This is a genomic window from Paenibacillus sp. MABNR03, assembly GCF_050455445.1.
GTDB lineage: Bacteria > Bacillota > Bacilli > Paenibacillales > Paenibacillaceae > Paenibacillus > Paenibacillus xylanilyticus.
The window spans coordinates 460,840-486,082 of the sequence record NZ_JBCIYR010000004.1; the positions used below are offsets into that span (position 1 = coordinate 460,840).

Consider the following 25,243-nt stretch of genomic DNA (forward strand, 5'->3'; position numbering starts at 1 on the left):
GATGACAGGAATGAGCGATTTGTTCAAAAAGGCGATCTCGTTAGGGCTGGGTCTTACCGTCGTAAGCAAGGAAAAAATTGAAAAAACCGTAGATGATCTGGTCAAGCGCGGGGAACTTGCGCCCGGTGAATCCAAAGCTTTGGTTGAGCGTCTGATGGAACGGGGCGATGAAGAGCAGAGCCAGTTCAAGAAAATCATCCATGAGCAGGTTAAACGAGTGCTTCAGGAAGTTGGTGTGCCGTCCGAGAGTGATGTCACCAGTCTAGAACAGCGCGTTGCGGTACTGGAGAAAAAGCTCGCCGAACTGGGTCACACACCACAGCTTCAACCAGATGCATCCCCAGCTCCACTTGAAGTTCCTCCTCCGCTTAAAGGAAACGAGATCGAGTAGATGGCTGTGCGAATTAAACATGTCGGCAGATACCGGGAAATTGCCATGGCGCTGGTGCGTCATGGCTTCGGTTATATGGTCGAGGAGCTGGGCCTGTTCCAGCTGCTGGCCATACCCCGGCGGTGGATGTCACGTGAAGCACATACAACCAAAACGCTGAGTGAACGAATCAGGCTTGTGCTGCAGGAGCTGGGGCCGGCTTTCGTCAAGCTGGGGCAACTGGCAAGCACAAGAGCAGATTTGCTGCCTGAGCCGGTCATCCGTGAACTGGTGAAGCTGCAGGATCAGGTGCCACCGTTTTCTTCGGAGACGGCACGGGGTATTTTGGAACAGGAATTGGATATACCGCTGGAAGAGATCTTTTCCCGGTTCGAGGATACCCCTGTGGCTGCAGCCAGCATTGGACAGGTGCATTTGGGCAAGCTTCGAAGCGGTGAGGCGGTAGCGATCAAAATACAGCGTCCCGGCATCTCGCGAATTGTACAGCGTGATCTGGATATTTTGCGTGAACTCACAGCTATGGCCGAGAAGCGATGGGACTGGGTGAAGCAGTACCAGATTCCGCAAATGGTGGAGGAGTATGCCCAGGCCCTGATGGCTGAACTGGATTATACGGTCGAGGGGCGGAATACGGAAAAGATTGCTCAGCAATACCAACAGGACAATAAGGTCAAAATCCCGTTAATCTACTGGGATCAGACCTCCTCTCGCGTGCTGACCATGGAGTATGTGGAGGGCATCAAACTGAATGACCGTGACGAACTGGTCAGACGTGGACATGACCTGAATGATATTGCTCAGCGGCTGGTGGATTCCTTGTTGAACCAGATCTTTATTCATGGATTCTTCCATGCCGATCCACATCCCGGCAATCTGATGGTGCTCAAAGATGGACGACTCGCTTTTATCGACTTCGGCATGGTGGGAAGTCTAAGCGATGAGATGAAGCAGCAGCTGGCTTCGCTCATCATCGGGCTGATGCGCAAGGACACGGACAGCATGATTCGGGCGATTGAGAAACTGGGCATGATGCCTGATGATATGGATCTCCGTGGTCTTCATAATGATCTGGACAAGCTGCGCAGCAAATATTATGATATTCCCTTTTCCAAGATTAGCGTGGGTCAAGCGCTCAACGATCTGTTCGGTGTCGCTCAAAGGCATCGGGTCGTTATGCCAGCTGATATTGTGCTGCTGGGAAAATCGCTGCTCACGATGGAAGGTGTAATTGAGCATTTGGATCCATCCCTCAGCATTGTGGACATGGCTGAACCCTTCGGCCGCAAACTGCTTAAGGAGCGCTTCAGCCCAGGCCGAATCAAGAACAGGTTGTTCCGCAGTGCAGCCGATCTGGCTGAGAGCGTGATTGGTCTACCGGGACAACTGAGGCAGCTGTCTTCCATTATCAGCAAAGGCAAGCTAAGGCTTGAGATCAGCGTTCCTGAATTGGATGCGCTCATGCGGAGACTGGACCAGATCAGTAACCGGTTGTCTTTCAGCATAGTGCTGCTCGCGTTCTGTATCATTATGGTCGGACTCATTATTGGTTCTTCCATAAGTCATCAGTCAACGATGCTGTGGGATATCCCGGTCATTGAGATCGGCTTTCTGGTCGCCATTCTGATGGTAGCATTCCTGCTCTATTCCATATTTAAATCGGGAAAATTCTAGATTCACTTTATGATGAGAGAGTCGTTAACGCTTCTTGGTGAAAGAAGCAGTAGCGGCTCTTTTTGTTGATCGGAAAATAATCCCTACTGCATACCGCAGATAAACAGAGCATAATCGAGGAATAGTATAAAAAATAGAGATATTTCAGGATTATATATCAATTACGAAGATATATCCTGTTCGTGCAGAGAATACATTCTGTCTATAATAATAGGTCAGTACATAACGGACCCGGTTTTTCTGAGAGGGGAAGACCAGAGGCATCAGAATCAGTATCAGGATGTCTTATAAGCTAGAACCTGAATGTTGCAGCAGAATCATGTGGAATGCACTGGAACGGATAAGACCGGATCGCCATGGATTTTGGGGGATTTTCCCGGGATGATGAGCATCTTGCATTCAAACACGTACAGGCTATGATGCGGAAGGAGTGTTCCGTTGTTTTGTGCTGTCTAACGTGGTTTGGTCAGTGACGGTCCATACTGCTGCGATTCAGGTAATCAACCCACGAGGTTAACCATGTAGGAGGAACGGCAAGACATATGAATACGTTAAAACAACAATGGTTTGGTAACATTCGCGGAGACGTGCTGGCAGGCATTACGGTAGCGCTGGCGCTTATTCCGGAAGCCATTGCCTTCTCCATCATTGCGGGTGTTGATCCGATGGTCGGATTGTATGCATCTATTACCATTGCCATCGTGATCTCGATTGCGGGCGGCAGACCGGGGATGATCTCGGCCGCAACGGGCGCCATGGCGGTACTAATGGTTGGTCTGGTCAAGGATTACGGCGTGGAATACCTGTTTGCGGCCACGATATTGACGGGTATTATTCAGTTTATTTTGGGAATTTTCAAGGTTGGAAAATTCATTACGTTTGTACCTCACTCGGTGCTGACCGGATTTGTGAACGCCCTGGCGATTCTGATCTTTATGGCGCAGCTGACGCATTTCACGGGCGCGAACTGGATCATGTATGCGATGGTAGCAGGTACCCTTGCGATCATTTATATTTTGCCTCGGTTTTTCAGAGGCGTTCCAGCGCCCCTCATTGCGATCATCGTAATGACAATCATTACGGTAGTATTTCATCTGGATGTGAAGCAGGTTGGTGACATGGGGAATTTGACGAGTACCCTCCCGATGTTCCATTTGCCGAATATTGCATGGACATGGGACACGCTGATGATTTTGCTGCCTTATTCATTCACCATGGCACTGGTTGGTTTGCTGGAATCCCTGCTTACCGCTACCATCGTGGATGAAATGACCGAGACCAAAAGCAGCAAAAACCGTGAGGTGCGTGGTCAAGGGATTGCCAACTTCGTCAACGGTTTATTCGGCGGCATGGGCGGCTGTGCGATGATTGGACAATCCGTCATCAATGTGAAGTCTGGCGGCCGGGGACGGCTGTCCACGTTTACCGCAGGTGCATTCCTGGCCATCTTGTTGCTGCTGCTCAGCGGAGTGGTGAAACAGGTGCCGATGGGTGCACTGGTTGGCGTCATGTTTATGGTGTGTATCGGGACATTTGACTGGAGCTCTATCAAAAATATTGCCCGTGTCCCCCGCGCGGAGGCCTTCGTGATGGTGGTTACGGTGGTTATTGTTGTGATCACCAATGATCTATCCATCGGGGTACTGGTCGGCGTTGTGCTCAGTGCCCTGCATTTTGGATGGAAACAGGCCAAGATTCGTGTTCATTCCAGTCAGGAGCAAGGACATAAGGTATACCGGGTTCATGGTCCGTTCTTCTTCGGTTCTTCATCCCGCTTTGTGGATGAATTCGATGCCGAGGCTGATCCGGAGGAGATCACGATTGATTTTGGCGGGTCCCATATTTGGGATAACACCGCGGTTGTTGCCATTGGCAAGGTGAAATTCAAGTATGCGAAACTGGGCAAAACGGTGCATCTCCGCGGACTGAACGAGGAGAGCTCGCGTTTGCTGGAGAAAAGCGGATTTGCGGCTTCGCAGAGCCACGGTTAATCCGTATAAATAACCTGTAGGTCATAAAATACAATAAAAGGGTGCCGGAACAGGTCCGGTGCCCTTTTGTTTTGCTGGACAAACGTGTAAACTACACGGTATGGAGAAAAAGAGCAGACGGACTGATTGCTTTTTGAAAATCCATTTCATGGGGAAGAATACGTGAAATGGGCTTATCTAAATGAACATACAGAGGTGTAACGATTGGCAAACTTTGAACAACTGGGCATTCGCCCGGAATGGTGCGAGATTCTGAAACATCAGGGGATCGCCGTGCCGACACCGGTACAGGAGCGTTCAATTCCCGTACTGTTAGGCGGACGTGACATTATTGCTGAGGCACAGACAGGCACAGGGAAAACGCTGGCTTTTTTGCTGCCGATTATTCAGAAAATCAACGTATCGGATCGCTCGCCGCAGGCATTAATCATCGCGCCTACACGTGAGCTGGCCCTGCAAATTACAGAGGAAGCGAAGAAGCTGACGGCGAATGATGATAAGCTTCATGTGCTTGCTGTATATGGTGGACAGGACGTGGAGAAGCAGCTGCGCAAACTGCAAAATGGTACTCAGATCGTCATTGGTACACCGGGACGGCTGCTGGATCATCTTCGTCGTGGCACGCTGAAGCTGGATAACGTGAGAAAATTGGTACTGGATGAAGCCGACCAAATGCTGCACATGGGCTTCCTGGATGATGTGGAGACCATTCTTCGTGAACTGCCACACAAACGTCAGACGATGCTGTTCTCGGCAACGATGCCGAAGGGCATTCGCAACCTGGCGAAAAATTACATGAAAGACCCGGAAGATGTGAAGGTATCTTCGAAATCGGTTATCCCGATCAATCAGATTCGTCAGCAGGTGCTCGAGTGCACGGATCGTGGCAAGTTTGATGCACTTCGCGGCATGATTGATACGTATCGCCCATATCTGGCGATTATTTTCTGCCGGACCAAGCGTCGTGCATCCAAACTGAATGAAGATTTGCGCGAAGCAGGATACGAAAGCGACGAGCTTCATGGGGACCTCTCCCAATCCAAGCGTGAGAATGTTATGAAAGCGTTCCGCGACGCGAAACTGCAAATCCTCGTTGCTACCGATGTAGCAGCACGCGGACTGGATGTTGAAGGCGTAACGCATGTATTCAACTATGACATTCCACATGACGCGGAAAGCTATATCCACCGGATCGGCCGTACGGGTCGTGCCGGCGGAACGGGCCTTGCCGTGACGTTTGCAACACAACATGACAGACCGGAACTTGCGCGTATTGAAGAAGGAACCAATCAGAAGCTGACCCGTATCCAGTGGACGAGCGAAGGTCCGGTTGCCTCAACCGGAGCGGCCAGACGTTCCATCAACAGTCAAGGTGATGATGAACGTTCGGGTGGACGCTCCGCCGGGACAGGCAGTGCCCGTCGCGGCGCAGGCCGTACCGGCCGCAGTGAAGGCGGACGTGGAGGCCGTGGCTCCCGCGGCGGTGAAGGTGGACGCAGCGGTGGTCGCAGTGGCGGCCGCAGTGGCGACGAGCGCAGCGCAGGCCGTGGATCTGCGCGCAGCAGTGACAGCAGCCGGGGCGCGGGCCAAGGCGGGCGCGGCGCAGGTCGCAGCGGCGATGAGCGCAGCAGCGGCTGGGCTGGCCGCAGCGCGGACAAGCGTAGCTCCGGCCGCGAAGGCAATCGCCGTCCGGAATCCGCAGGACGCGGACCGGCAAGAGGTGACCGCCGCGATTCTCGTCGCGGACGGTAAACCTTGTCGTCAGCGGCGGTGCAGCCGCGCTGAGCGATGAGTTTGACGCCATGCAGAGGACAGCAGCATGGCGAGAATATCAGAGGACTCGGGTACTGATGTACCGAGTCCTCCATTCAAGGGCCACGACGAATATCCGTCGTGGCCTTTTTGACATGCAGCATTGCACGCAACGCTCTGGATTCTGGAACGTATTGGATTAGATATGTGAAAGTAAATGTTTGATCCACTGCTCGGGTGCCATGGTGCATATGTGGAGAATGCGGGTATACAGGAAGTGGGGAAGTCCGTCTGACAATGACATGAAGAGAAAGGCAGATTAGGAGTACATACCGAATTTCATCAAGGAGGCGGATATGATCGATTATGATAATCCCCAGAACAACGTCCAAGAACTGATTGAGAGACAAAGACCGATAAGAGCATCCGTTAAATCGAAGCTGACCACAAACAGGATTATGGGGATCGCGATGGTTGTCGTTCCTCTGCTGCTGATTGTACTCTATTTTTCTGCGGCGACCTGGTTTCTGCTTGGTCTTGTTCCATTTGGTGCTGTAATGTTCTATCGTTCCATGCAAGCCCTGCGGATGGAGTCCTGGCGGGATAACCACCCGGCATATACGAAACTGGATCAGAACGAGGTAAGCTACGTCACTTGGATTCCTCATTCTGACACCTCTGAAGATAACCGGTTTGAAATATCCCGAATTCAACATGTATACTACGGCCGGCATGCCATGGAGCGTATACATTTTTATATGGAGAAAACCCCGGAGACAGCGATCATGCTGCCCGTCATTCACTTTATTTATGACCAAAACATGAAGCGGAGAGTCCACAGCGTCTCTTTTCTGGATGATAAGGATGCAGAGACATGGCTGGAACGTCTAACCACGATGGGTGTTCAGCTGAAGTTTACGGCAGAGCCCACCTCGGACCGAATGTCAGAAGTAGAGCTGCTGGATAAGCTCCTGAATGACAGGGATCAAAAGCCATTTGTGTTTAAGGGGAATGTGGACGAGCAATTTTACACTTACTTGGACAGGGTTGATGAAGATTTTAGCAGAGCTTATGAGGAAGGCAGTCTGTCCAAAGAAGAGGAAGAGGAGTTCTTGCAGAGAGTGCGAGCATATCAAGAAAAGGAACGTAACTCCTCGGCATTCAGGAATGTCGGTTTAGGCTGGTTTGTATTTCTTCTTCAGTGGGGAGTCGCTTATTACCTGGGCTTGGAGGCAATGCAGGGGAAATTGGATGCGGAACACTGGCTAACACCCAGTATCTGTATCATGGGGTTGAGTGTGCTGTTTTTTGTATTGGTCAAAAGGCTGCGCTGGAAACAGATTCTCATCTACGGCATAGGTTCCTTTATAAACTTGCTTGTCGCAAGTATGGTCCTCGAGCTTCTGGATCATACGGAGCCTGCGGCCGAATTGTACGTCTCCCTGTATTCGAGCGTTTTATTATGCTCAGTACTGCTCTGGATCCCATACGTTCTGATCTATCCATTGAAGGCACGAAAGAGAGAATGACATGGCAGACAGATTCACGGAGTGTTAGTTAACCATTTGGAAAAAGCACCTTATTCTCAGGAGAGGATAAGGTGCTTTTGGGTTGAAGGAAGGCTATTTTTTTAGGGGATACTCCTCCCGAACCCCCTTGTGCCAAAATGGATGCAGGGGTTTGCAGACATTCCATCGTCTATATATTAGGGAATCGTTTTGCACTAAAACACCCATTAGGAATGGATATCTGCATAGTCATTCCGATATTTCTCGTTATACACTCTCCCTACGGATTCGGCCAGACCGCCACGTGCCTTGCCTGGATACTGCTCAAGGGTTCGATACAGCCGCATAAACCGGTCTTTGGGCATAAAGCGAGCGTAGCGGGTAATAAGACTTGGGAATAACTCAATATATTTGCTTTTGCGCACGGCGGCAGCTGCTACGGCGGTCAAAATCTGAATTCCATTGTGCAGCTGTAAAATGTTAACTTCGTATGTGGCAATATACCGGATCGCATCTTCACGAATCAACTCTGGCTTAAGCCGGGCAATTTCGCCGATATATTCGGCCAACAGCCGCTCGAAGCTGCGGAGCAGCAGAGGTTGAAGCTGCAGATCCATATCACTGCGCAGCACGAAGGATTGCAGCAGGGCAACCTGCTGAAGACGAATCCGGTCGTTGTAGACGAGTGAACCAATCTCGCGAAGCATCTCGTAAGCGAGTGCCTCGTCTTCTTTGCGGGCTTCGGCCACGAGAGCCCAGTTCCGGTTGATGCCCTGCCGGATATCCTCCCGATCTTCGTTTAACATGCGCTTCATTTGCCGATTTTCCTGGGCAGGGAAGGAACGGTGATGCATGAAGATGAGCCATCCGATCAGCAGCAGGGTTACCGTGGCTGCCAGCATGGTCTGATCCGTTGTTTCACCAAAATAGGTGGCTGCAGCTCCAAGTAGGGCGGCGAGGAACAGATCGCGAGCGATCCGGCGTTTCACCCGTGATCCGGCACGCTCCTGGATAGAAACCAGGGCACTTCGACCACAGGAAGTACACTCTTCTTCCCAGAGGCAGGTATATTGCCCGCAGCGCTTACAGACATGCAGCTTTTCAAAAGCATGTGTCGTTCGCTTAAAAGGTCTGATGGATACCACTTGTTTGGTACTCATGCTTAATCACGCTCACCATTCAATATAGTGTATAGGGTACGGTCCGAATCTTCCCGTGTCACGGGCTTACGGCCCTGGAAATAAAGGGTGACCCCTTTTATAAGGACAAAAAGAAACAATATGGCGAGGCATCCGTATGTAACCATAGTCGATTCCTTTCTAGGCATAGTTGTTATGCAGAATAGTGTAAATCAGTAGGTTCGGTTTTGTATGATTGCAGTTTGCTGCCAATAACTATATCATATTTCCATAGTTGGAATTAAAATGCCAACGAAAGAGCCGAGTGGGTCGATTTTTGTCAGTCATTACAAAACTGTAACTCAAGATAGGGGTGCTTTTCAGAATATATTAGTAGACTGTTAAGATTTCCTTAAGGCTTGACGCCTATAATAAACTATTCCCATTTTAATCTCAAACGTGAAGGAGTACACCCAATGCTGCGGACAAGCAAAATACGCTGGCTCAGTGGAACCCTGGTTCTGCTGACACTTCTTACGCTGCTGCTGCCTCAGACGTTGCTGCCCCAAGCTGCAGCTGCTCAGGCACAGACGAGCGGGATCGACGCGGTACTTGTAGCCGATGTAAGTAACTCGATGAATACAAGTGACCGTGACAAGATCAGTAATGAAGCCATGAAAATGTTTATTGATATGCTGCCGGTCCAGGGGGACAAGGTAGGGATCGTCGCTTATACCGATCAGGTTGAGCGGGAAAAGGCACTGCTGGAGATTCAGTCCGATGCGGACAAGAGCAGCCTGAAAGACTTTATTGATCAGCTCGGCCGAGGGCCATATACGGATATCTCTGTCGGGGTAGCTGAAGCGGTGAATGTGCTGAATCACGGTGCTGATGCTTCGCATTCCCCAATGATCGTATTGCTGGCTGACGGGAACAACGATTTTAACGATACCAAAGGCCGCACGCAGGCAGAGTCGGATGCGGATTTGGCCAAGGCGGTCAAGGAAGCACAGAATCAGGGCATTCCGGTATATACGATCGGACTGAACGCAGACGGCAAACTGAACAAGGATGCACTTGCTGATCTGGCCAAGCAGACTGGAGGCAAGTCATTCATAACCGATACACCGGATGATCTGCCGCAGATTCTGAGTGAGATTTTTGCAGACCACGCCAAGCTGAATGTCGTGAAATTGCCTTCAATCACAGGGAACGGCAGTTATCAGGAAGTTACCGTGAATGTGCCGAATGATAGCGTGCTTGAAGCGAACATCTCGATTATGTCTTCTAAGCAAGTGCAGATTGAATTGACCGATCCTTCCGGCAAAGCGGTGGACCTGAATTCGGACGAAGCCAAGCTCTCCACATCCAAAAGTTATTCACTGGTGAAGCTTCTCAAGCCGCAGGAGGGAGACTGGAAACTTCGGGTAAAAGGGGCTCCCAAAGATAGCATTGATATCAACCTGCTGTTCAACTATGATCTGCAGCTCGTCGTGGACCCAATTAAGACCAAGTCCTATACGAAAGGTGACAATGTGGATCTGGCAGCCAAGTTGGAAAATGGAGGCCAGCCGCTTCAGGATAATGATCTGTATGCCGATATGAAGGCGACATTGGTCGTGACTGATCTGGATACGGGCAAGAGCGAAGAACAACCGCTGGAAAATACGGGCAGCGGCTTTGCCGGTACCTTTGAAGTGCCGGACAATCATAACTATGAGCTGGTGATTCGTGCGGAAGAAGACAGCTTTTACCGTGAAAGTGCTCCAATCACCATCAATGCGGGCAGTGCAGCAGGCACGGGAACGCAGCCAACCACTTCAGGTGGTGCGCAGGACAAGCCGTTTCCATGGTTACCCGTAATTTTGGGAGTCGTGGCCTTACTGGTGATTGCCGTTGGTGCCTGGTTCCTGATGGGCTGGCTGAAACGCAAAAACCGTGGTTTTGTCGGTCAAATTATTGTCGAAATCCGCGATGAGAACACCGGGGACAAGTCGTACCCGCAATATAAAAAGCTGGCTTCCTTCCGGGGCAGATTCCATCTGCACCAGCTGTTGCAGCTCGATCCGGAATTGAAGGAAACCGAGAAATATGTATTTACGCCCAGCAATGGGGATCGAATTATCATTCGCAACACCGCAGGCGGTACATTGGAGAAATCCGGACGTGCCGTTGATGCAAGCTCAGGCGTTGAACTGAAGAACGGTGACCGACTGAGCATCCCGCTGCAACAGGCGGATAAAACCATTTTGATTGAGTATCTGGTCTAAAAGGAATGCCAATAGAAGTTGGTACTAACCGTTTACACGAGAACGCAGAGGACAGAAAAAAGCTGGAGAAGCGAAGCGTTCGCCTTTATCCCTAGATTTTCACCTTTGAAAAAGAAGATCAAAAAATCTGGGGATAACAGCGATCGGAAGGTTGTTCTGTCATCGGAGTGGCAAGTGTAATTATGTTGTAGTTCCGACTGCGTTAACCAAAGGGAGGACATGGTATGAAACCAATTGTCAGAGAACATATTCAGCAGCTGGACGTATCGCTTGGCGGAGGGATTGTCAGCGAGAAAATCAGGGTCGACACGATCGATAACCCGATCCTGATTATCGGTCTTGGGGGGACGGGAATTGATGCGCTGCTGCGTCTCAAATATCAGATTAACCGCCGCTTCAAGCTGCCTCAGGACCCGGTATCCAAGAAAAAAATGGACAAGCCGGATAACGTGGAATTTCTCGCGTTTGAAACGAACGAGCAGGACCGTGCCAAGAAGTACAAAGGCATCGGGCTTGACCCGATAAACGAATTCGTCCTGCTGTCCAATGCCGAGATCGGTGGACTGCTGCAGAACCGCAGCGTACTTGAGCCATATATTACAGACTGGTTGTCTCCAGAACTGAGCATCACGGACGGTATGAATGGAGCAGCAGGTGTACGTCAGGCTGGACGTTTGCTGCTGTTCACCAAGATTAATCAGGTCGTGCAAGCCATCGACAAAAAGATCAAAACGTTATCCGTAGGCACCAACAAAAAGCTGATGGTGTTCCTGCTTACCGGTTTGTCTGGTGGTACGGGCAGCGGCTGCTTCCTCGATATTTCCTATATCGTACGCGGTATTATCGAACGCGATCACGGTTCTGCCGGGATTGACCGCGTCAATACGCTGGGATACCTGTTTACGCCAGACGTGAACCTGTCGAACAAAAGCTTGAGCGAACACACCCGCGAATACATTCGCAAGAACGGGTACGCTGCCCTCAAAGAGCTGGATTACTGGATGAACGTGGACAGTCGCGGGGAGCGTTTCACACAGAAGTACGGCAATATTCTGACCGTAAATTCACCGCTGCCGCCATTTAACCTGTGTCATCTGATTTCGGCAACGAATACGGAAGGCAAGCTGCTGGAGAATGCTTATGACTACTGCATGAACGTTACTGCTGAGAACATCACCAACTTCATGGCCAGCGAGGAGAAGCAGTCGGGCGAAGAATTTGCGATTCACGATTATATCAGTAACATTCGCACCAACATAGCGCAGATGAACAAGGCTTATCCGGCCAACTATGATTACAACATTATTGGTGCCTCTTCGGCGGTACTCCCGATTGAAGAGATGACTACCTATCTGGCTTACCGGATGTTCGACAAAATGAGCACCATGTTCTCCAAAGCACCGAACCAGGAGGACACGGAGAAGTTCGCCCGCAAGCTGGGCATCGATCTCGAAAGTGTTGTGAAATCTTTCGAATCCCGAGTACCTGAACCTCTGCCCGGTTATCAGAACAGCGAACGTCTGTCGTACGGGAATGTGGTGAAATCACAGGTGGTGAACATGGACACCGAGCTGGAGCAGAACTTTCTGGCCCGTGCCCGTGAAGAATATATTAAGGCGAAAAAACAGCTGCCGGGCGAGATTGCCGGTCAGTTTACCGAACAGATCCGGCGCATGTTTTTGCATCCCGAACAGGGTCCGTTCTATGTCTCCCGTCTGATCTACACGGAGAAGGGGTTCTGTATACTGAAGATGATCCAGTCGTATATCGAAACCCTGCGTGAGAATGCGTTCCGCATTCCGCGTGACATTGAAGCTGCACAAGAGCAGTCCGAGGAAAAACTGGGCGACGCGAAGAGTGCTTTTGTTTCAAAAGAGAAAAAGAAGAATGCTTATATTGAAGCAAAAATTCATGAATACTGGCTGCACGCCGACGTGGAGCGCAACGATCAGATGATCGAGTTTTATGAAGATCTGTACGAATTGCTCAATCAGGAGAACAGCCGCATCTACAACGTATTTACGGAGACACTGAATGCACTCAGCTCGATTTTCTCCAAGAACGGGGATATTCTGACGCGTGGCGAGGAACAGTCCGATCACAAAGGAAATAAAACATATTACTGGAATGTGGTTAGTGTACCGGATATCGTCAATGTGGTGGATGGGCTGCTGGACAAGCGTGATACGGATGATCTGATCCGCGACTTCTCCCGTGAACTGCTGGAGAACTCGAACCAGTGGGTGAAGGAAAATGAGATTGACGTGGTCAGCTCCATTTCAGACTTCCTGACCGAGAAATTTGGAGACCTCATTACCCGTTCCATGGAAGACTTCCTGGTGATCAAATATGGACAGGACGAGTCCGTTGAGAAATTCGTGGAACGTCATATCGCAGGCAAGCTGGATGATGAGGCCGTTCCGGTGTTCAACCTGAGCAACAGCACAGGCAGTCTGCATTTCCCGTCATGGGGATTTGTCTCTGTGCCGACACAGGCACCGGGCATTCTCAAAGGGATTCGCAACTATCAGAACAATGCGGTGGGCAAATCCCACTTTACGGTCAAGGAAAGCGAAGTGCGCAACCGTATTTTCTGGCTGAATACGCGCAACGGGGTGCCGCTGTTTGTGTACACGCCCCTCAAAGTATATGAGGAAAGTTATGAACGTACCATTTTGGACAAGGAAGGCATTGGCCGCCATCTGGTGCAGACAGAGAAAAACAACTGGACCTACCTGCCGTCTCCAATTCCGGAAAAGTCTTGGGGCGATGTATACGAAAATGCCCGGGTGAAACAGTATAACGCCCGCGTACGTACCGAATTCGAGCAAGCGATTGGATACAACATCATTACAGCCAAAACGATCGATGAAAATACGAGCAACCGTTATGCCGTTGTCACAACAGAGCCATTTGACCTGTCCGCGAAGCTGAATGCCTACGACATGCGTCTGACGTCAACGACCCCGAATCTGGGTGAAGTGAAGCGGGCGGTTACGGAACTGAAACGTCTGCAATCGGAAGGCCTGCAGCGTGTAGGGGTTAAAGATATTTTCGGTAGTATTAATGAGGATATGGCAAAAGAAAACCTGGTACGTTCCCCGCAGCTCATCGCAAGGGTACGTGAGGAACTGGCGAAGATGAATGCCATCTCGGCCAAAGTGGCCGAACTCGAAGGCATTCTGGCACAGCACCAGGATGAGGAACAGTGGTATGATCGCTTCATCGAAGCTCTGTATACCGACACGATCATCAAAAAAGGCGCGCTCTATGTCTATGACCGTGATCCGGAAGAAGATGCATGGGAGCCGTTTGCGAACCTGATGAAGAGCCGCAACTTTGCCGAGTATGAAGTGTTTGGCAACTTCCGTGGTCTGTCCGAGAAAGATCGCAGCACATTGCTGCGCAAAGCTTCCCGCCGGGATAACGAATTAACGGCTTCGGAGGACATCGCTCCGCTGCTGGCGAAACTGGATGATCTGGCTGCGCTGTTCATGGAGTCCCGCGACCGACTTGAATATGAACGCGTGGAGCTGGCGAACGGTGAAGATATCTATCAATTTTACAGAACGATGTCGTCGAAGCTGAATGACATTCGCAGAAGGCTGAAGTAACATGGCGGCCGGGAGGGAGTTCAGTATGAACAATACCCTGAAGCGTAACCTGGAGAAGTATGCGGCACAGTATGCGGCGGAGCAGGAGCGGCAAGGCAGCTTGGGGGATGGACGAAGCAGCATCCATTACCCGGCCCTGTTTCTTTTTGTAGGCGACCTGGTCGAACCGGCCATGTCTGCAGTGCGAGAGATCAATCAGTTGAAGTGGGATAACGGGGAAGGCGTGGTGTATCTACACATTGGAACGGAGGGCGGGAAAGGCCGGGGGGGACGGGAACATCTTGATTCATCGGATGATGGTCAGGTGACCCATCATACCCTGCCTCTAACCACCGTACAGGCGGAGCGGCCTTCCAAGACCATGCGCAAGGATGTGCACCGCAGCTTTCACGATTCGGAGCAGGCGCTCTTCGGTCTGAATCGCACGTTACGCCGGGTGAGCAACCGGATTGCTGAATACGGGCGGCTGTATTCATCGTTTGACCGGATCTACGTGACGGTTGTCACGAGGGCGGATGATCCGCTGAATGTGCTCCTGCCCGAACTGACCAAGCTGACCGAAACCATTCTGGCCCAATCCTTCAAGTCAGTTCAGACAGATCTGCATGTGCTGGTCAGCGAAATGGAGCAGGTGGATTCCTTCGGATATGCAAGTGCAGCCGGACTCGCTTTCCTGCGTGAACTGGATTATATGCAGGCGCTGGACTATACGTTCAGCGGCAATCTGTTAGTGACGGAAGATGGCATTTCGATTCCGGTGGAGCATCCTTCTTCGCCCTTGTTCGATCTCGTCTATATCCTGTCAGACAAAAATGAGCGCGGAACCGGTGTAACCGGTGGATGGATGGAGAATGCCGAAATCATCTGCCGAATCTGCCTGCTGAAGAACCGGAAACAGGATCCCGATGCATTTGGCGCTGTTGCAAGCACAGGAGCCAACACCTATAACAATACGTCATTCAAAAACAATATTCGTACCACCTCGGACCAGCATGGCTATGCCAGTGCAGGTTTTGCCGAGATCAGACGGCCAAACAAACCAATCGCGCTCGCAGTCCTGTATCATCTGTACCGATATCTGCTGGATCGGATGCGGCAGGAACCCGAATGGAGCATGAAGGACAAGCTTGCTTTCTTCGGACTGGATGCGGCTTCCGTTGAGCGTAAGGTCGAAGGCCTGCTGCCTGAACAGGATCTGGTGGGCGGCATGAGCGGCATTATGACGCATAACGTCAGCTTCTCCGATCTGAAGCCGCTATCGCTGCGTGAAGCGGAGCGAGCGCTATTCGGTCAGGGAGCTGAAGCGTACTTCCGTGATAACATGGTACGTCCGGCTGAAGAACGTTTGCGTCAGCGCAGCAGCCAGGGCTCCCTGCGCCGGCAAGCGGAGCAGTCACGGACGGAGTATCCAGAGATTGGCTATTTTCAGTGGGCCTCATGGAGTGACAGCAGCCCCGGAAGCGTACGTGAGGCTCTGCTGGGACTCATTCGTGATAAGTCCATTCAGCTGGATTCTGCACGTGCCCTGCTGGAACAGCGTCAACAGGAGCAGGTGGAGGATCAGTCGTTCAAACGGGCATTGTTTCGCGACAAACAGAACGTAAGGAACCTGATCGATTGTTTGCTGGAGAGAGTGTATGTACCCAAAGTCGAACTGCTACGTCTGGAAAATGAACTGCAGTTGTTCCGGATCTGCGATTCGGAGATGGAAGAGCTTCACAGCTTCAGCCGCAGCGTAACGGCAGCATTGGAAGCACTGGAACGCATGCTGCGTGAGACGGCTGAAGAGCGTATCGCTGCCGCGGACGAATACATCGGGCAAAATGTGATGGAGTATTACGGCAAGGTGACAGAAGCGTTGATAGCCGATTTGGAGGGCAAGCGTGGACGGGATGTATGGTTTGAGGATCGTTATATGGGAGACATAAACCGGCTTGCTGCCGAAGGCAATGAGCGGTTGCTTCAGCGTCTGATGGAGGTATGCCATACATTACTGCTCACAGCGGAACCGCTGAGGGTGCCTTTTGAGGAAGAGCTGCTGCAGCGGGCGAATGTAACCATTGCTTATGGGGACAAGAACGTATTGACCCGTGATGATCTGTTCCGCAGGCTGTATCGTACGCTGGAAGATCAGGCGGTTATTCGGATACGGGTATTTGACTATACACAGGAACATCGATATGAAGAAAAGTATTTCTTTGGTGATCATCACAGTGCCTTCATGGACTATGCGGCGCATGCCGAGGAAACGTCCCGCATCTATAAGCTGGGTGTTGTGTACGAAGAGCGCAGCAGTGGTGTGGAAAAGTTGAACCTGATGGGAGGGTTCCATCTGGAGGATCTGATGGTCTATCGCAACGGCAAGGTTTATTACGAATCGTATACGGAGAACGGTTATGAGCTTCACCCCTCCGATTTGGCTGATAAACTGTCACCTATGCGATAGTACGACATGTCAGATCAACTCTGGTATTAATTCAGCCTACAATAGGCTGGTTTGGAAAGGATGCATGCGAACATGCAGCGAAAAATCAATCTTCTCCTGGTCCTGTTCAGCCTGATTGGCGGAGCCGTGGGATTTGCGGCAGGAGAAATCATGCTGCGTCAGTGGCTCGGGGAAATGCCGCGCCTACTGCTGATGGGATTATATTTCGGCGTACTGGCGCTGAGTGTGGGTCTGTTCTGTTTGCTCGCCGAGATGATCTCGCCCAAGCTGAACGGGTCTTCCTGGAAGCTGAGATATCTTGGCTTATCGTGGAAACTGCTCGTTCCGGCAACGCTGGCTCTGCTGTTTGTCGTTGGGCTGGTTTTTCAATTGTTGTATCAGATCAATCCAGGCGGTGTGAAACAGGTGAAAGACATCGTGCTGATGATCGACAACTCGGGCAGTATGACGGATACGGACCCCGATAATGGGCGTTTCGAAGCAGCCAAGACGCTGATCAATCAAATGGAAAGTGACAAGCAGGTTGCGGTGTTCACCTTTGATGATCAGCCGCAGCTGCTGCAGCCCTTTATCGCATTGGATAGTGAAGCAGCCAAAAACGAGGTGAACAGCAAGATCGACGGCATTGTCACAACGTCAGGCGGTACAAACTTCGATGCCGTGCTCCGGGAAGCGATGGAGCAGATCAAAGGCAAGCAGGACCCTAAACGCGGAACGGTTGCCATATTGCTCTCGGATGGATTCAGCGAGGCCGATACCTCAGATATTTTGGACGAATATGCGAATGAACAGATTGCCGTCAACACCGTCGGTCTGAGTCTGGTAGATCCATCCGGCACCGACTTGCTGCGCAGCATCGCTCAGCAGACAGGTGGCATGTACTATGACGTACCGGATTCCGGTGGTCTCAACATGGCATTTCAGCAAATTTACGATACGATTGACGAACGGACATTGGTGACCGAACGCACGGGCATGATGGAACACAGTACCTATCTTGCGATCTTCCGTGTTGGCGCTATGCTGCTGATTGGTATAGCGCTGGGTGTATCGCTTGGGCTGGTCTTCGATAACCGCCACCTGGCTGTCAGCTTCGGTATTGGTGGAGCGGTATCAGGCCTGCTTGCAGGACTTTTGCTGGAATGGGGGCTGGATGGATCACCTATTGGTGATACGTTTGTAAGATTCGGTGCGATGCTCATATTATCGGCTGTGCTTACGCTGTTTACCTGGATCATTCCCATCAAGGAGAATACGCCGCGGAGCAGCCGGGGTCGCCGTGAAGCAGGCAGGGGAACCCCGTCGGCAGACGGTTTCGGTCAGCGGGCGAGAGATACACGCAGCAAAGGATTTTAAACATCGGGAGGTTGGAGACACATGCGATTTGCAGATGCGGACCCTTCGGTGCCTCTGATTCGCAGACTTACACTTGCGGTGGACGATGGCTATTGTACGCTTCGCTGGCTTTGGCCGGAAGGTGTGGAAGCTGTGTACGTGGAACGGCTGGAGCTTGAGTTGGTTGGCGACGAGCAGAGCAGGGACCAGACTGCTCCAGGCAAGTTGAAGCTGTATACGAGAGAAGAATACAAGGCGAGTAACGGATATATGGACCGGATGACAGGGTTTGGCGCCATTCGGTATACGGTACATGTTTGCCGAATGGACGAGGACGGCCCGGTGCTGCTGCGTCAGTTGAATGACGAGAATACGGTCATTGCAAGCGCAGGCAAGGCGGATATCCATTTTTCCATCCGATACAAAAGCGGTTTTTTTCAAAAACGAAAAAGTGTACTCATGACCGTAACGGCAGAAGTGCCGGTGCCTAAGGAAGCGCTCTGTTATGTACGCAAGCAGGGCGGAGTTCCATTGAACAAGGAAGACGGTACGGTGTACCCTTTTGTCAGTGATTTTGCTCCAGGAAGAAATGAAATGCCGCCCGTGGAAGTGGCCAAGGATGACTATGTGAGGCTGTTCTTCACGGACGGACCGAAATACGGAGCCGTTTACCGCCTAATATCAGACTAGATGAATGTGAGGCAGACTCGAGCTGCCTGAACAGGGAGGGGAGTGGCTATGAGTTTTTTTAGTCGGTTTTTGAAGAGACAGCAGCCGGAAGAACGGCCGCCGTTTTACGATATTGTATGTCCTTATTGCTTCAGCAAGTTTTCACCGGAAGAGGTGGTGTTCCGCGCTGCCCATCACCGGGACGACGATGAAGATTATGCACTGGGGGAAGATGCGAAGCTGAATCGGTATCGCGAACGCTTTGGGCTGGATACCGTATTTGATATGGAAGCCGTTCTGGCTCCGCATGATGTGCCTGAGGAACATCGCATTTATTCGGATAACATTGTGATGGGACTGAATGACCGGTACGGAGTAGTTACTCGGCGCCGGCTGTGTCCACACTGCCATAATGAGCTGCCGGTAACGGCAGGCAAGGCACCAAGCAATATCATTTCCATTATCGGTGCATCCCAGGTGGGCAAGTCGGTGTATATGACATCGTTGATTCATACACTGCAGCACTATACCGCTGACCACTTCGATGCAGCCTGCATGCCGCTAAATGCGGAGATTAGCCGCAGGTTCCGCGCAGATTACGAAGAACCGCTGTTCGAGCGGGGGGATCTGCTGGATTCGACGCAAAAAGAGAAGCTGCAGGAGCCGTTTATTTTTCAGTTTGTGTTCAAGGATGAAGATAAAGCACCGCTGACCCTGGTCTTTTTTGACGTGGCCGGCGAGGGTATGGTTGAGCAGGATTACCTGGGTCTGCATGGACAGCATATCAAGAACTCAGCGGGTATCCTGTTTATGGTGGACCCACTTCAGATTCGTTCGATTCGGGACAAAATCCGCATTAACCTCGGCAACGAGCCGGGCGAGTGGACACCACGATATGATGAGCCGCGCGATGTCGTACTGACGCTGTTCGGTGATTTCATCGCCTATCAGGACAAAGCCAAGACGAATATCCCTACGGCCGTTGTGCTTACCAAGAGCGACATGCTGCACTCCCTTAAGGATGAAGAGGGGGATTATATCAAATCCAACAGCAATGTATTCCGCAATATGGTACACCGCGACTGGTTCGATCTGACCGAATTCGAAAATATCGACGGGGAGATCCGGCGTTTTATCGAGAAGGTGGACCGTCCGTTCAAAGGCACGATGGATGTGTACTTCAAGGATACAGCCTATTTCGCAGTATCTGCGCTGGGCAGCAATCCGGTGGATATGAAGCTTCAGGGTGTCGTGAGTCCCATCCGGGTGGACGAGCCGTTTCTGTGGCTGCTGTACAAGCTGAAGTACATTGAGGGGAGAGTGGGATGATGCGTTCTTCCATGACCCCGCCAATTGAACAACAGATGTACACAAGAGAGCGGCGCGGGGTGTTTCGCACAACGGAGGGGTTCGATACGGTTGCCGCATCGCCGGGTCTGGACCCTTCTTTTATCAAAAAAGTGCTTCATCCCTACTGTGTCTACGACGCTCCTGCGGAGCTGACGGGCCGGAGTGAGAAGGACGAGGCGAAGTTCCCGTCATCCATTCATCTGATTCATCTGGAGAGCGGAGAAACGATTCTTGGACAAAATGTGTACCAGTCTGCAGATTTCACCGGGCTGCGCAGCGCCTTTTTTGCACATAACTATGTCCTGTCTCCGGAACGCTCCGAAGAACAGATGAAGCAGGGGAATTGGCTGGATGCTGTATTCGCCACGTCATATGACATCGAACAAGGCACGGTATTGCCTGCCTTGACTGAATTGCCGGGTGCGCCATTAAATGGGCAAGGGATTGGCTTGGGAGCCGGAGCTAGTGCCCGTGCAGCAGCACCAGCCGATATTTTGGGAGCACTCAAAATGAACGAAACACTCTTCAAGCGTTTGCTCTATGCGGTCATGCAGGCCGTAGCGACCCGGCGAAAGGTATACATTTCGCTGGACCTGCCTGCTGAGGAGATCACGGCTGGAGCCAAGGAACTGCTTCGCCTGCTCTTTGCTGCACTGCCTTACGCTTTCAGGCGGCAGCTCGGCTTCATGACATTTGCCAAGGAGCCGCAGGCCAAGAAGGGAGTCCATCTTCAGTTTGTAGAGCGGGGAACGCTCCGTCCCAAAGACCGGAATACGGAGAAGGATTTTACCTTCGATCTGGCTACCGGGAGGGTAACACATGCGGAAGCGTCGGTAGCCCAGCTTCCTTATGCGGAGTTTGCCTGGTCATTGCTGCAGGAGCCGGAAACGGCAGTTTCATTCTATACCTTTGCAGATGAGATGTTATCCGGCACAGAACCAGGACGCGAGCTTTCCATTGAAGCTTACGGGGAACTGTCCGTGTTTTACCGTCTTGAGCAAGGGATGGAAGAGCTCTACCTGAATAATAAGGGCGGGGTCCTAAGCGGACTGCTTACCTATCTGAAGCCGGAAGGCGGAGCCCAGCGGCGTTCGCGCCTGAATGAACTGTTCCTTACCCTGCTCAGCCGGGAGCTCGACAGCGTTAAAAGGGAGAATGTACCTGAGGAAACGGTCGCTGCACGCATCGGGGAGTACTTCCGTGTCGCTGCGCCTGTCGTTCAGTCTCGGATCGTGGACTATTTCATCTATGCGGTGAACAATGCCAGGTCCCAGAAACGGATGATGGCCGTACAGGAATTGTATGCTTTACTGGATCGTGATTCTGGGCTGCGCCTTGCATTCTTCGATAAAGTACTGGCCAATGAATCACTGACGAAGCTGCTGTTTGAGCCTTATCTGGACAGTCAGCTGAAACGTACGGAAACCGCATCGGATGTTATAGGGGTGATCGAGCGTTGGGTAACCAAGCATACAACTGCAGTGCACAACAGCTTCCTGCTGGAACGGACAGCCACGGAGCTGCGTGAACGATTATGTTCTGCGCCGAACCCGGTTCAGGCTGCCAATGAAGCGCTCAAAAGGGTGAGTGTGCTCGACCGGGTTTCCTCTGACATGTTGGTCAACGATGGGATTAAAGCTCGAATTGGGCAGTCTGAGACGGTGACCAGGTCCGGCCGCCCGAGGGGAGCCGAATCAGCAGGATTATCCGCTTATCAGGAGGAGCTGACACGTCTCGCCGATAAGCTGGCATATGTCATTAATCTGTTTCTCATCCAGGATCTTGATCTGGAACGGGTAAACCGGGAGCAGCTATTGAGCATAGATATTTTGCTGCACAGCAGCGAGGTACGTGACTGGGCGGCACGTCAGGGCCAGGATGTATCCGCGCGTACGAACATGATGCTGGCGGCCAGAGCGTTGCTGAGCGGTGAAGGACGTGAAGAAGAGGAACTGGAATCGCTGAGCCTTGCGGAGCGGAATGAACTCCAGCGTTGGGCACGCCGCTGGCTCGCGGACGAACTGCGGAATCATCCGGGAACGCCTGCATACGAGGCGCTGCCGCTGGCCTTCTATCGGGGAGGGAGCGGCAGCAAGCTGGACTATGCGGGGCTGATTGAGTTTGTCCGAAGCAATGCTGGCAGTGCGGACGTCTTGTATTCATTTTTCGAATGGTCGGGGAATCAGCGGTTGTTTATTCGGGGCTCCCAGGCGAACAAAGCGTATTCGGACGCCATTGTAGCCTATTTCAAGGAACATGATCGGGAAGCCTTCAAGTCCAAGTCGGCGTTCAAGCCGTATTATGCGAGAGCGGGCAAAACGATGAAGCCAGCCTACGATCGGGCCAAAACGGAATTATCTTCACCGCTTGTGCGCATGCTGACGGGCAAAAGAAAGAACCTATTTTTCGGATCGGTTATCGTCATCCTGATTCTGGGTATAACCGGGGTTACGTATGCACTGACGGTGAATAAAACAGAATCGCCAGAAGCGGCACCTCCACAGTCACAGGAGCCCGTGGTTCCGATCGAACCTGAGGTGCAGCTTGCAGAGCAGATCGCTTATGTAATTCCGGCATCCGAGGCAGACGGGACGAACAAAGATGCACAGCTGGTGCTCCGTTTCAGAAATGAAGCAGACAGTAATGCGTTATCGCCCGGCTCGCTCCAATTAACCATGCAGGATGGAACAACGCATGAGGTTGATGCGGCGGCCGATTGGGAGAGCTTTAACCGAAATGAGGAACCGGATGCGGAGGGGCTGACAGGAGATACGAGTTCATCTGAAGGAACTTCTGGGGGTACGTCTACAGGCTCTGCGAATGATGAAGAGCAGGTGGAGGACTCCGACCAGGGGACAGGTACACCAACGATGGATGATTCCACTACAGATCAAGCAGCAGATGCAGAGATGAATGGAGAAAGCGGTAATACATCTGGCTCCGCAGATGCTGATGGAGATATGGAGCAGGGAACGGACACCACATCGTCCGATACTTCGGACACAGCGGTGGGATCAGATTCGACTTCATCAAAAGAGCTAACGGTCGCTGAAGCGGATCGCCTGTATCCCTATGGGCAGCAGATGACGTTACCTTCTGAAATTAATCCGGAAGACATCGTAAGTGTCCAGATGGGTACGGTGGTAATCAACCTGATGCCAGAGCCGAAGCTGTAGCCCTATCGTAATTATTTATAACCAAAATGGGAATGCAAGATGACCTTGGCATGTAGTCGGGGTCATCTTTTTTACTTTTTATTTTCTCACGAATAATTTAGGGAGTTCTTATATTTATCAAAATATGCAACTTTCTGATTTTTGGAGATGTCTGACATGAGAGGAGCTATTCTAATAATAAAATGAAGGCAGGTAACCAATGATGCGTGTGTATTTCATACTTTTGATGTGTATTGTGCTCTTGGGTTGTTCGAACACTTCAAGTGGAGACGCACAGCCGGATCATATTCAAAAAGAAGATGGCGGCCCAGTGATTGCAACGAAACAATTAGGGGAGTACATGCTCCGATTCGCCATTCAGAAATCAGATGATCATACGTTCACTTTTCAACCAGGTTTGAAGTATGTGGGGAATGATGCCAGTCATGTGATTCTGCATTCCAAGCAAGTTTTTGCAGTGGATATACAAGTGAGTGGGGAGACCATTCTTCCGCCACGGACAACGACAAGTGAAGGTCTGACAACAAACTTGACGAATGAGGAATGGTATACGGAACAAGTTGAGATCACACTCACTCGAGCACAAATTCAAAAGTTAACCGAATCAGAGGGGACCATTGTGCTCAATGCCTATTTTCAATCCGAGCAGTCCGGTTTTGTAGATGAGAAGAGAATGATTTTAAATGCATCCCAAGTTCTGTTGGAAAATAAGGAATAGAATTATGCTTGTTCACAAATCAGACACAATAACCTGGATTCAGAAATTTTGGAGAGTGAACAACAGTGATAAAATGCGCGTTTACGTTGAGAAAAGCTCTCACAACAATCATAGGAACCCCGACAATAGAACCTTTAAACACACCAAGATATCCTAAAACAAAGCGAAAAGATTGGTTTTTTGGGTTGACAAATGATAATGATTATCAGTATCTTTAGTATAGAAGATTTGTTGTGCCGGAAATACGCTGAACATATAAATTCGTTTTCGTTATCGATAGCCGGAATACATAACCGGGATAAATGAGAGAGGGATGATCGCATGTTTCGTCTGGAGACGTCCAAGCTGGATATCGCTTATGAAGAAAGACTGATTGTTGAGGATCTGAATATTCAAATTCCCCAAGGAAAAATTACTGCGCTTGTTGGAGCCAATGGTTCAGGTAAGTCGACCATCCTGAAAACGATGGCACGGATCATGAATCCAAAAGCAGGGAGCGTACTGCTCGACGGGAAGTCCATTCATAAGCAATCCACCCGCGAAGTAGCCAAGCAGCTTGCGATTTTGCCGCAAAATCCTACGGCACCCGAGGGACTTACAGTAACGGAACTGGTCTCCTACGGAAGATTCCCTTATCAAAAAGGATTTGGCTCCATGCGTGCTGAAGACAAACGCATGATTGAATGGGCCATCGAAGTAACTGGCATGACCGAGTTTCATGATCGTCCAATTGATCAGTTGTCTGGTGGACAACGCCAGCGTGCCTGGATTGCCATGGCACTTGCACAAGAGACTGACATCTTGTTCCTGGACGAGCCGACGACATTCCTCGACATGGCTCACCAGCTTGAAGTTCTGCAATTGCTGGAGATGCTGAATGCAACGGCAAATCGCACCATTGTCATGGTTGTACATGACCTGAATCATGCTTCCCGTTACGCACATCACATGATTGGCATTAAAAAAGGTAAAGCGATCGCTACAGGCTCCCCTGTAGAAGTCATGAACTGTGACGTGCTTCGCGAAGTGTTCAACATTGAGGCCGATATCGTGATTGATCCGCGTTCCGGTGTGCCGCTGTGCCTGCCATACGCTCTTGCTGGTGAACGCCAGCAAACGGCAGCGCCAGATCAAATGGTGATGAACAGTGCAATGATGAATGCTGCTGCTGGACGCTCGGAACAACGTGTTCGTACCGCAACAGGAAGTTAAAGAAATGGACCTGTATGGTCCT

15 protein-coding genes are annotated in these 25,243 nt (G+C 51.0%); 14 read left to right on the forward strand and 1 reads right to left on the reverse strand.

From position 1 onward, the window contains the following. The first annotated feature begins 10 nt into the window (after positions 1–10). The 5 genes from AAIH57_RS21815 to AAIH57_RS21835 all read left to right on the forward strand — a co-directional run bounded on the left by AAIH57_RS21815 (position 11) and on the right by AAIH57_RS21835 (position 7,334). Positions 11–391: a phasin family protein gene (locus AAIH57_RS21815; RefSeq protein ID WP_175396742.1), complete on the forward strand. Its 381-nt coding sequence runs from the start codon at positions 11–13 to the stop codon at positions 389–391. Beyond that, positions 392–2,062, forward strand: coding sequence for an ABC1 kinase family protein (locus AAIH57_RS21820; protein ID WP_175396741.1), 1,671 nt, complete (start codon positions 392–394; stop codon positions 2,060–2,062). 542 nt (positions 2,063–2,604) lie between these two features. Further along, positions 2,605–4,053, forward strand: a complete 1,449-nt coding sequence (locus AAIH57_RS21825; RefSeq protein ID WP_430022962.1) for a SulP family inorganic anion transporter — start codon at positions 2,605–2,607, stop codon at positions 4,051–4,053. 204 nt (positions 4,054–4,257) lie between these two features. Further along, entirely contained in the window at positions 4,258–5,805 is a 1,548-nt protein-coding gene (locus AAIH57_RS21830) for a DEAD/DEAH box helicase (RefSeq protein ID WP_175396739.1), read from the forward strand. A gap of 356 nt (positions 5,806–6,161) precedes the next feature. Beyond that, a complete protein-coding gene (locus AAIH57_RS21835) occupies positions 6,162–7,334 on the forward strand; it encodes a hypothetical protein (RefSeq protein WP_430022965.1) in 1,173 nt (390 codons plus the stop codon). 206 nt (positions 7,335–7,540) lie between these two features. Here AAIH57_RS21835 and AAIH57_RS21840 read toward each other — a convergent pair whose 3' ends face one another. Then, positions 7,541–8,473: a hypothetical protein gene (locus AAIH57_RS21840; protein ID WP_175396737.1), complete on the reverse strand. Its 933-nt coding sequence runs from the start codon at positions 8,471–8,473 to the stop codon at positions 7,541–7,543. Positions 8,474–8,907: 434 nt separating this feature from the next. On the opposite strand from AAIH57_RS21840, the gene AAIH57_RS21845 reads away from it, so the two are divergent. From AAIH57_RS21845 to AAIH57_RS21885, 9 genes are all read left to right on the forward strand, one after another. After that, on the forward strand, positions 8,908–10,701 hold the full coding sequence (locus AAIH57_RS21845; RefSeq protein WP_430022967.1) for a vWA domain-containing protein: 1,794 nt from the start codon (positions 8,908–8,910) through the stop codon (positions 10,699–10,701). 224 nt (positions 10,702–10,925) lie between these two features. Then, positions 10,926–14,315 (forward strand): tubulin-like doman-containing protein, encoded by a 3,390-nt coding sequence (locus tag AAIH57_RS21850; RefSeq protein WP_430022969.1) that lies wholly within the window; start codon positions 10,926–10,928, stop codon positions 14,313–14,315. Between the two features lie 25 nt (positions 14,316–14,340). After that, positions 14,341–16,761, forward strand: a complete 2,421-nt coding sequence (locus AAIH57_RS21855) for a transcription initiation factor TFIID (protein WP_430022971.1) — start codon at positions 14,341–14,343, stop codon at positions 16,759–16,761. Positions 16,762–16,833: 72 nt separating this feature from the next. Then, positions 16,834–18,117 carry a vWA domain-containing protein gene (locus tag AAIH57_RS21860; protein WP_175396734.1) on the forward strand — a complete coding sequence of 428 codons (1,284 nt, stop codon included), beginning with the start codon at positions 16,834–16,836 and terminating at the stop codon, positions 18,115–18,117. A 21-nt stretch (positions 18,118–18,138) separates the two neighbouring features. Continuing rightward, positions 18,139–18,786, forward strand: coding sequence for a beta-mannanase (locus AAIH57_RS21865; protein WP_430022973.1), 648 nt, complete (start codon positions 18,139–18,141; stop codon positions 18,784–18,786). A gap of 48 nt (positions 18,787–18,834) precedes the next feature. Next, positions 18,835–20,094, forward strand: coding sequence for a TRAFAC clade GTPase domain-containing protein (locus tag AAIH57_RS21870; protein ID WP_175396732.1), 1,260 nt, complete (start codon positions 18,835–18,837; stop codon positions 20,092–20,094). Beyond that, positions 20,091–23,291, forward strand: a complete 3,201-nt coding sequence (locus AAIH57_RS21875; RefSeq protein WP_430022976.1) for a hypothetical protein — start codon at positions 20,091–20,093, stop codon at positions 23,289–23,291. Before AAIH57_RS21870 ends, AAIH57_RS21875 begins: the two co-directional genes overlap by 4 nt. A gap of 199 nt (positions 23,292–23,490) precedes the next feature. Further along, the gene (locus tag AAIH57_RS21880) at positions 23,491–24,009 is read left to right on the forward strand and encodes a hypothetical protein (protein WP_430022978.1); all 519 of its coding nucleotides are present in this window, start codon (positions 23,491–23,493) and stop codon (positions 24,007–24,009) included. A 321-nt stretch (positions 24,010–24,330) separates the two neighbouring features. Further along, a complete protein-coding gene (locus tag AAIH57_RS21885) occupies positions 24,331–25,221 on the forward strand; it encodes an ABC transporter ATP-binding protein (RefSeq protein WP_175396729.1) in 891 nt (296 codons plus the stop codon). Positions 25,222–25,243: the final 22 nt, after the last annotated feature.

Bases quoted from the DNA above. Each gene is read 5' to 3' on its own strand.
- AAIH57_RS21840 (WP_175396737.1), bottom strand. From the start codon at position 8,473: ATGAGTACCAAACAAGTGGTATCCATCAGACCTTTTAAGCGAACGACA.
- AAIH57_RS21860 (WP_175396734.1), top strand. From the start codon at position 16,834: ATGCAGCGAAAAATCAATCTTCTCCTGGTCCTGTTCAGCCTGATTGGC.
- AAIH57_RS21835 (WP_430022965.1), top strand. From the start codon at position 6,162: ATGATCGATTATGATAATCCCCAGAACAACGTCCAAGAACTGATTGAG.
- AAIH57_RS21825 (WP_430022962.1), top strand. From the start codon at position 2,605: ATGAATACGTTAAAACAACAATGGTTTGGTAACATTCGCGGAGACGTG.
- AAIH57_RS21870 (WP_175396732.1), top strand. From the start codon at position 18,835: ATGAGTTTTTTTAGTCGGTTTTTGAAGAGACAGCAGCCGGAAGAACGG.
- AAIH57_RS21815 (WP_175396742.1), top strand. From the start codon at position 11: ATGAGCGATTTGTTCAAAAAGGCGATCTCGTTAGGGCTGGGTCTTACC.
- AAIH57_RS21820 (WP_175396741.1), top strand. From the start codon at position 392: ATGGCTGTGCGAATTAAACATGTCGGCAGATACCGGGAAATTGCCATG.
- AAIH57_RS21880 (WP_430022978.1), top strand. From the start codon at position 23,491: ATGATGCGTGTGTATTTCATACTTTTGATGTGTATTGTGCTCTTGGGT.
- AAIH57_RS21855 (WP_430022971.1), top strand. From the start codon at position 14,341: ATGAACAATACCCTGAAGCGTAACCTGGAGAAGTATGCGGCACAGTAT.
- AAIH57_RS21850 (WP_430022969.1), top strand. From the start codon at position 10,926: ATGAAACCAATTGTCAGAGAACATATTCAGCAGCTGGACGTATCGCTT.
- AAIH57_RS21845 (WP_430022967.1), top strand. From the start codon at position 8,908: ATGCTGCGGACAAGCAAAATACGCTGGCTCAGTGGAACCCTGGTTCTG.
- AAIH57_RS21885 (WP_175396729.1), top strand. From the start codon at position 24,331: ATGTTTCGTCTGGAGACGTCCAAGCTGGATATCGCTTATGAAGAAAGA.
- AAIH57_RS21875 (WP_430022976.1), top strand. From the start codon at position 20,091: ATGATGCGTTCTTCCATGACCCCGCCAATTGAACAACAGATGTACACA.
- AAIH57_RS21865 (WP_430022973.1), top strand. From the start codon at position 18,139: ATGCGATTTGCAGATGCGGACCCTTCGGTGCCTCTGATTCGCAGACTT.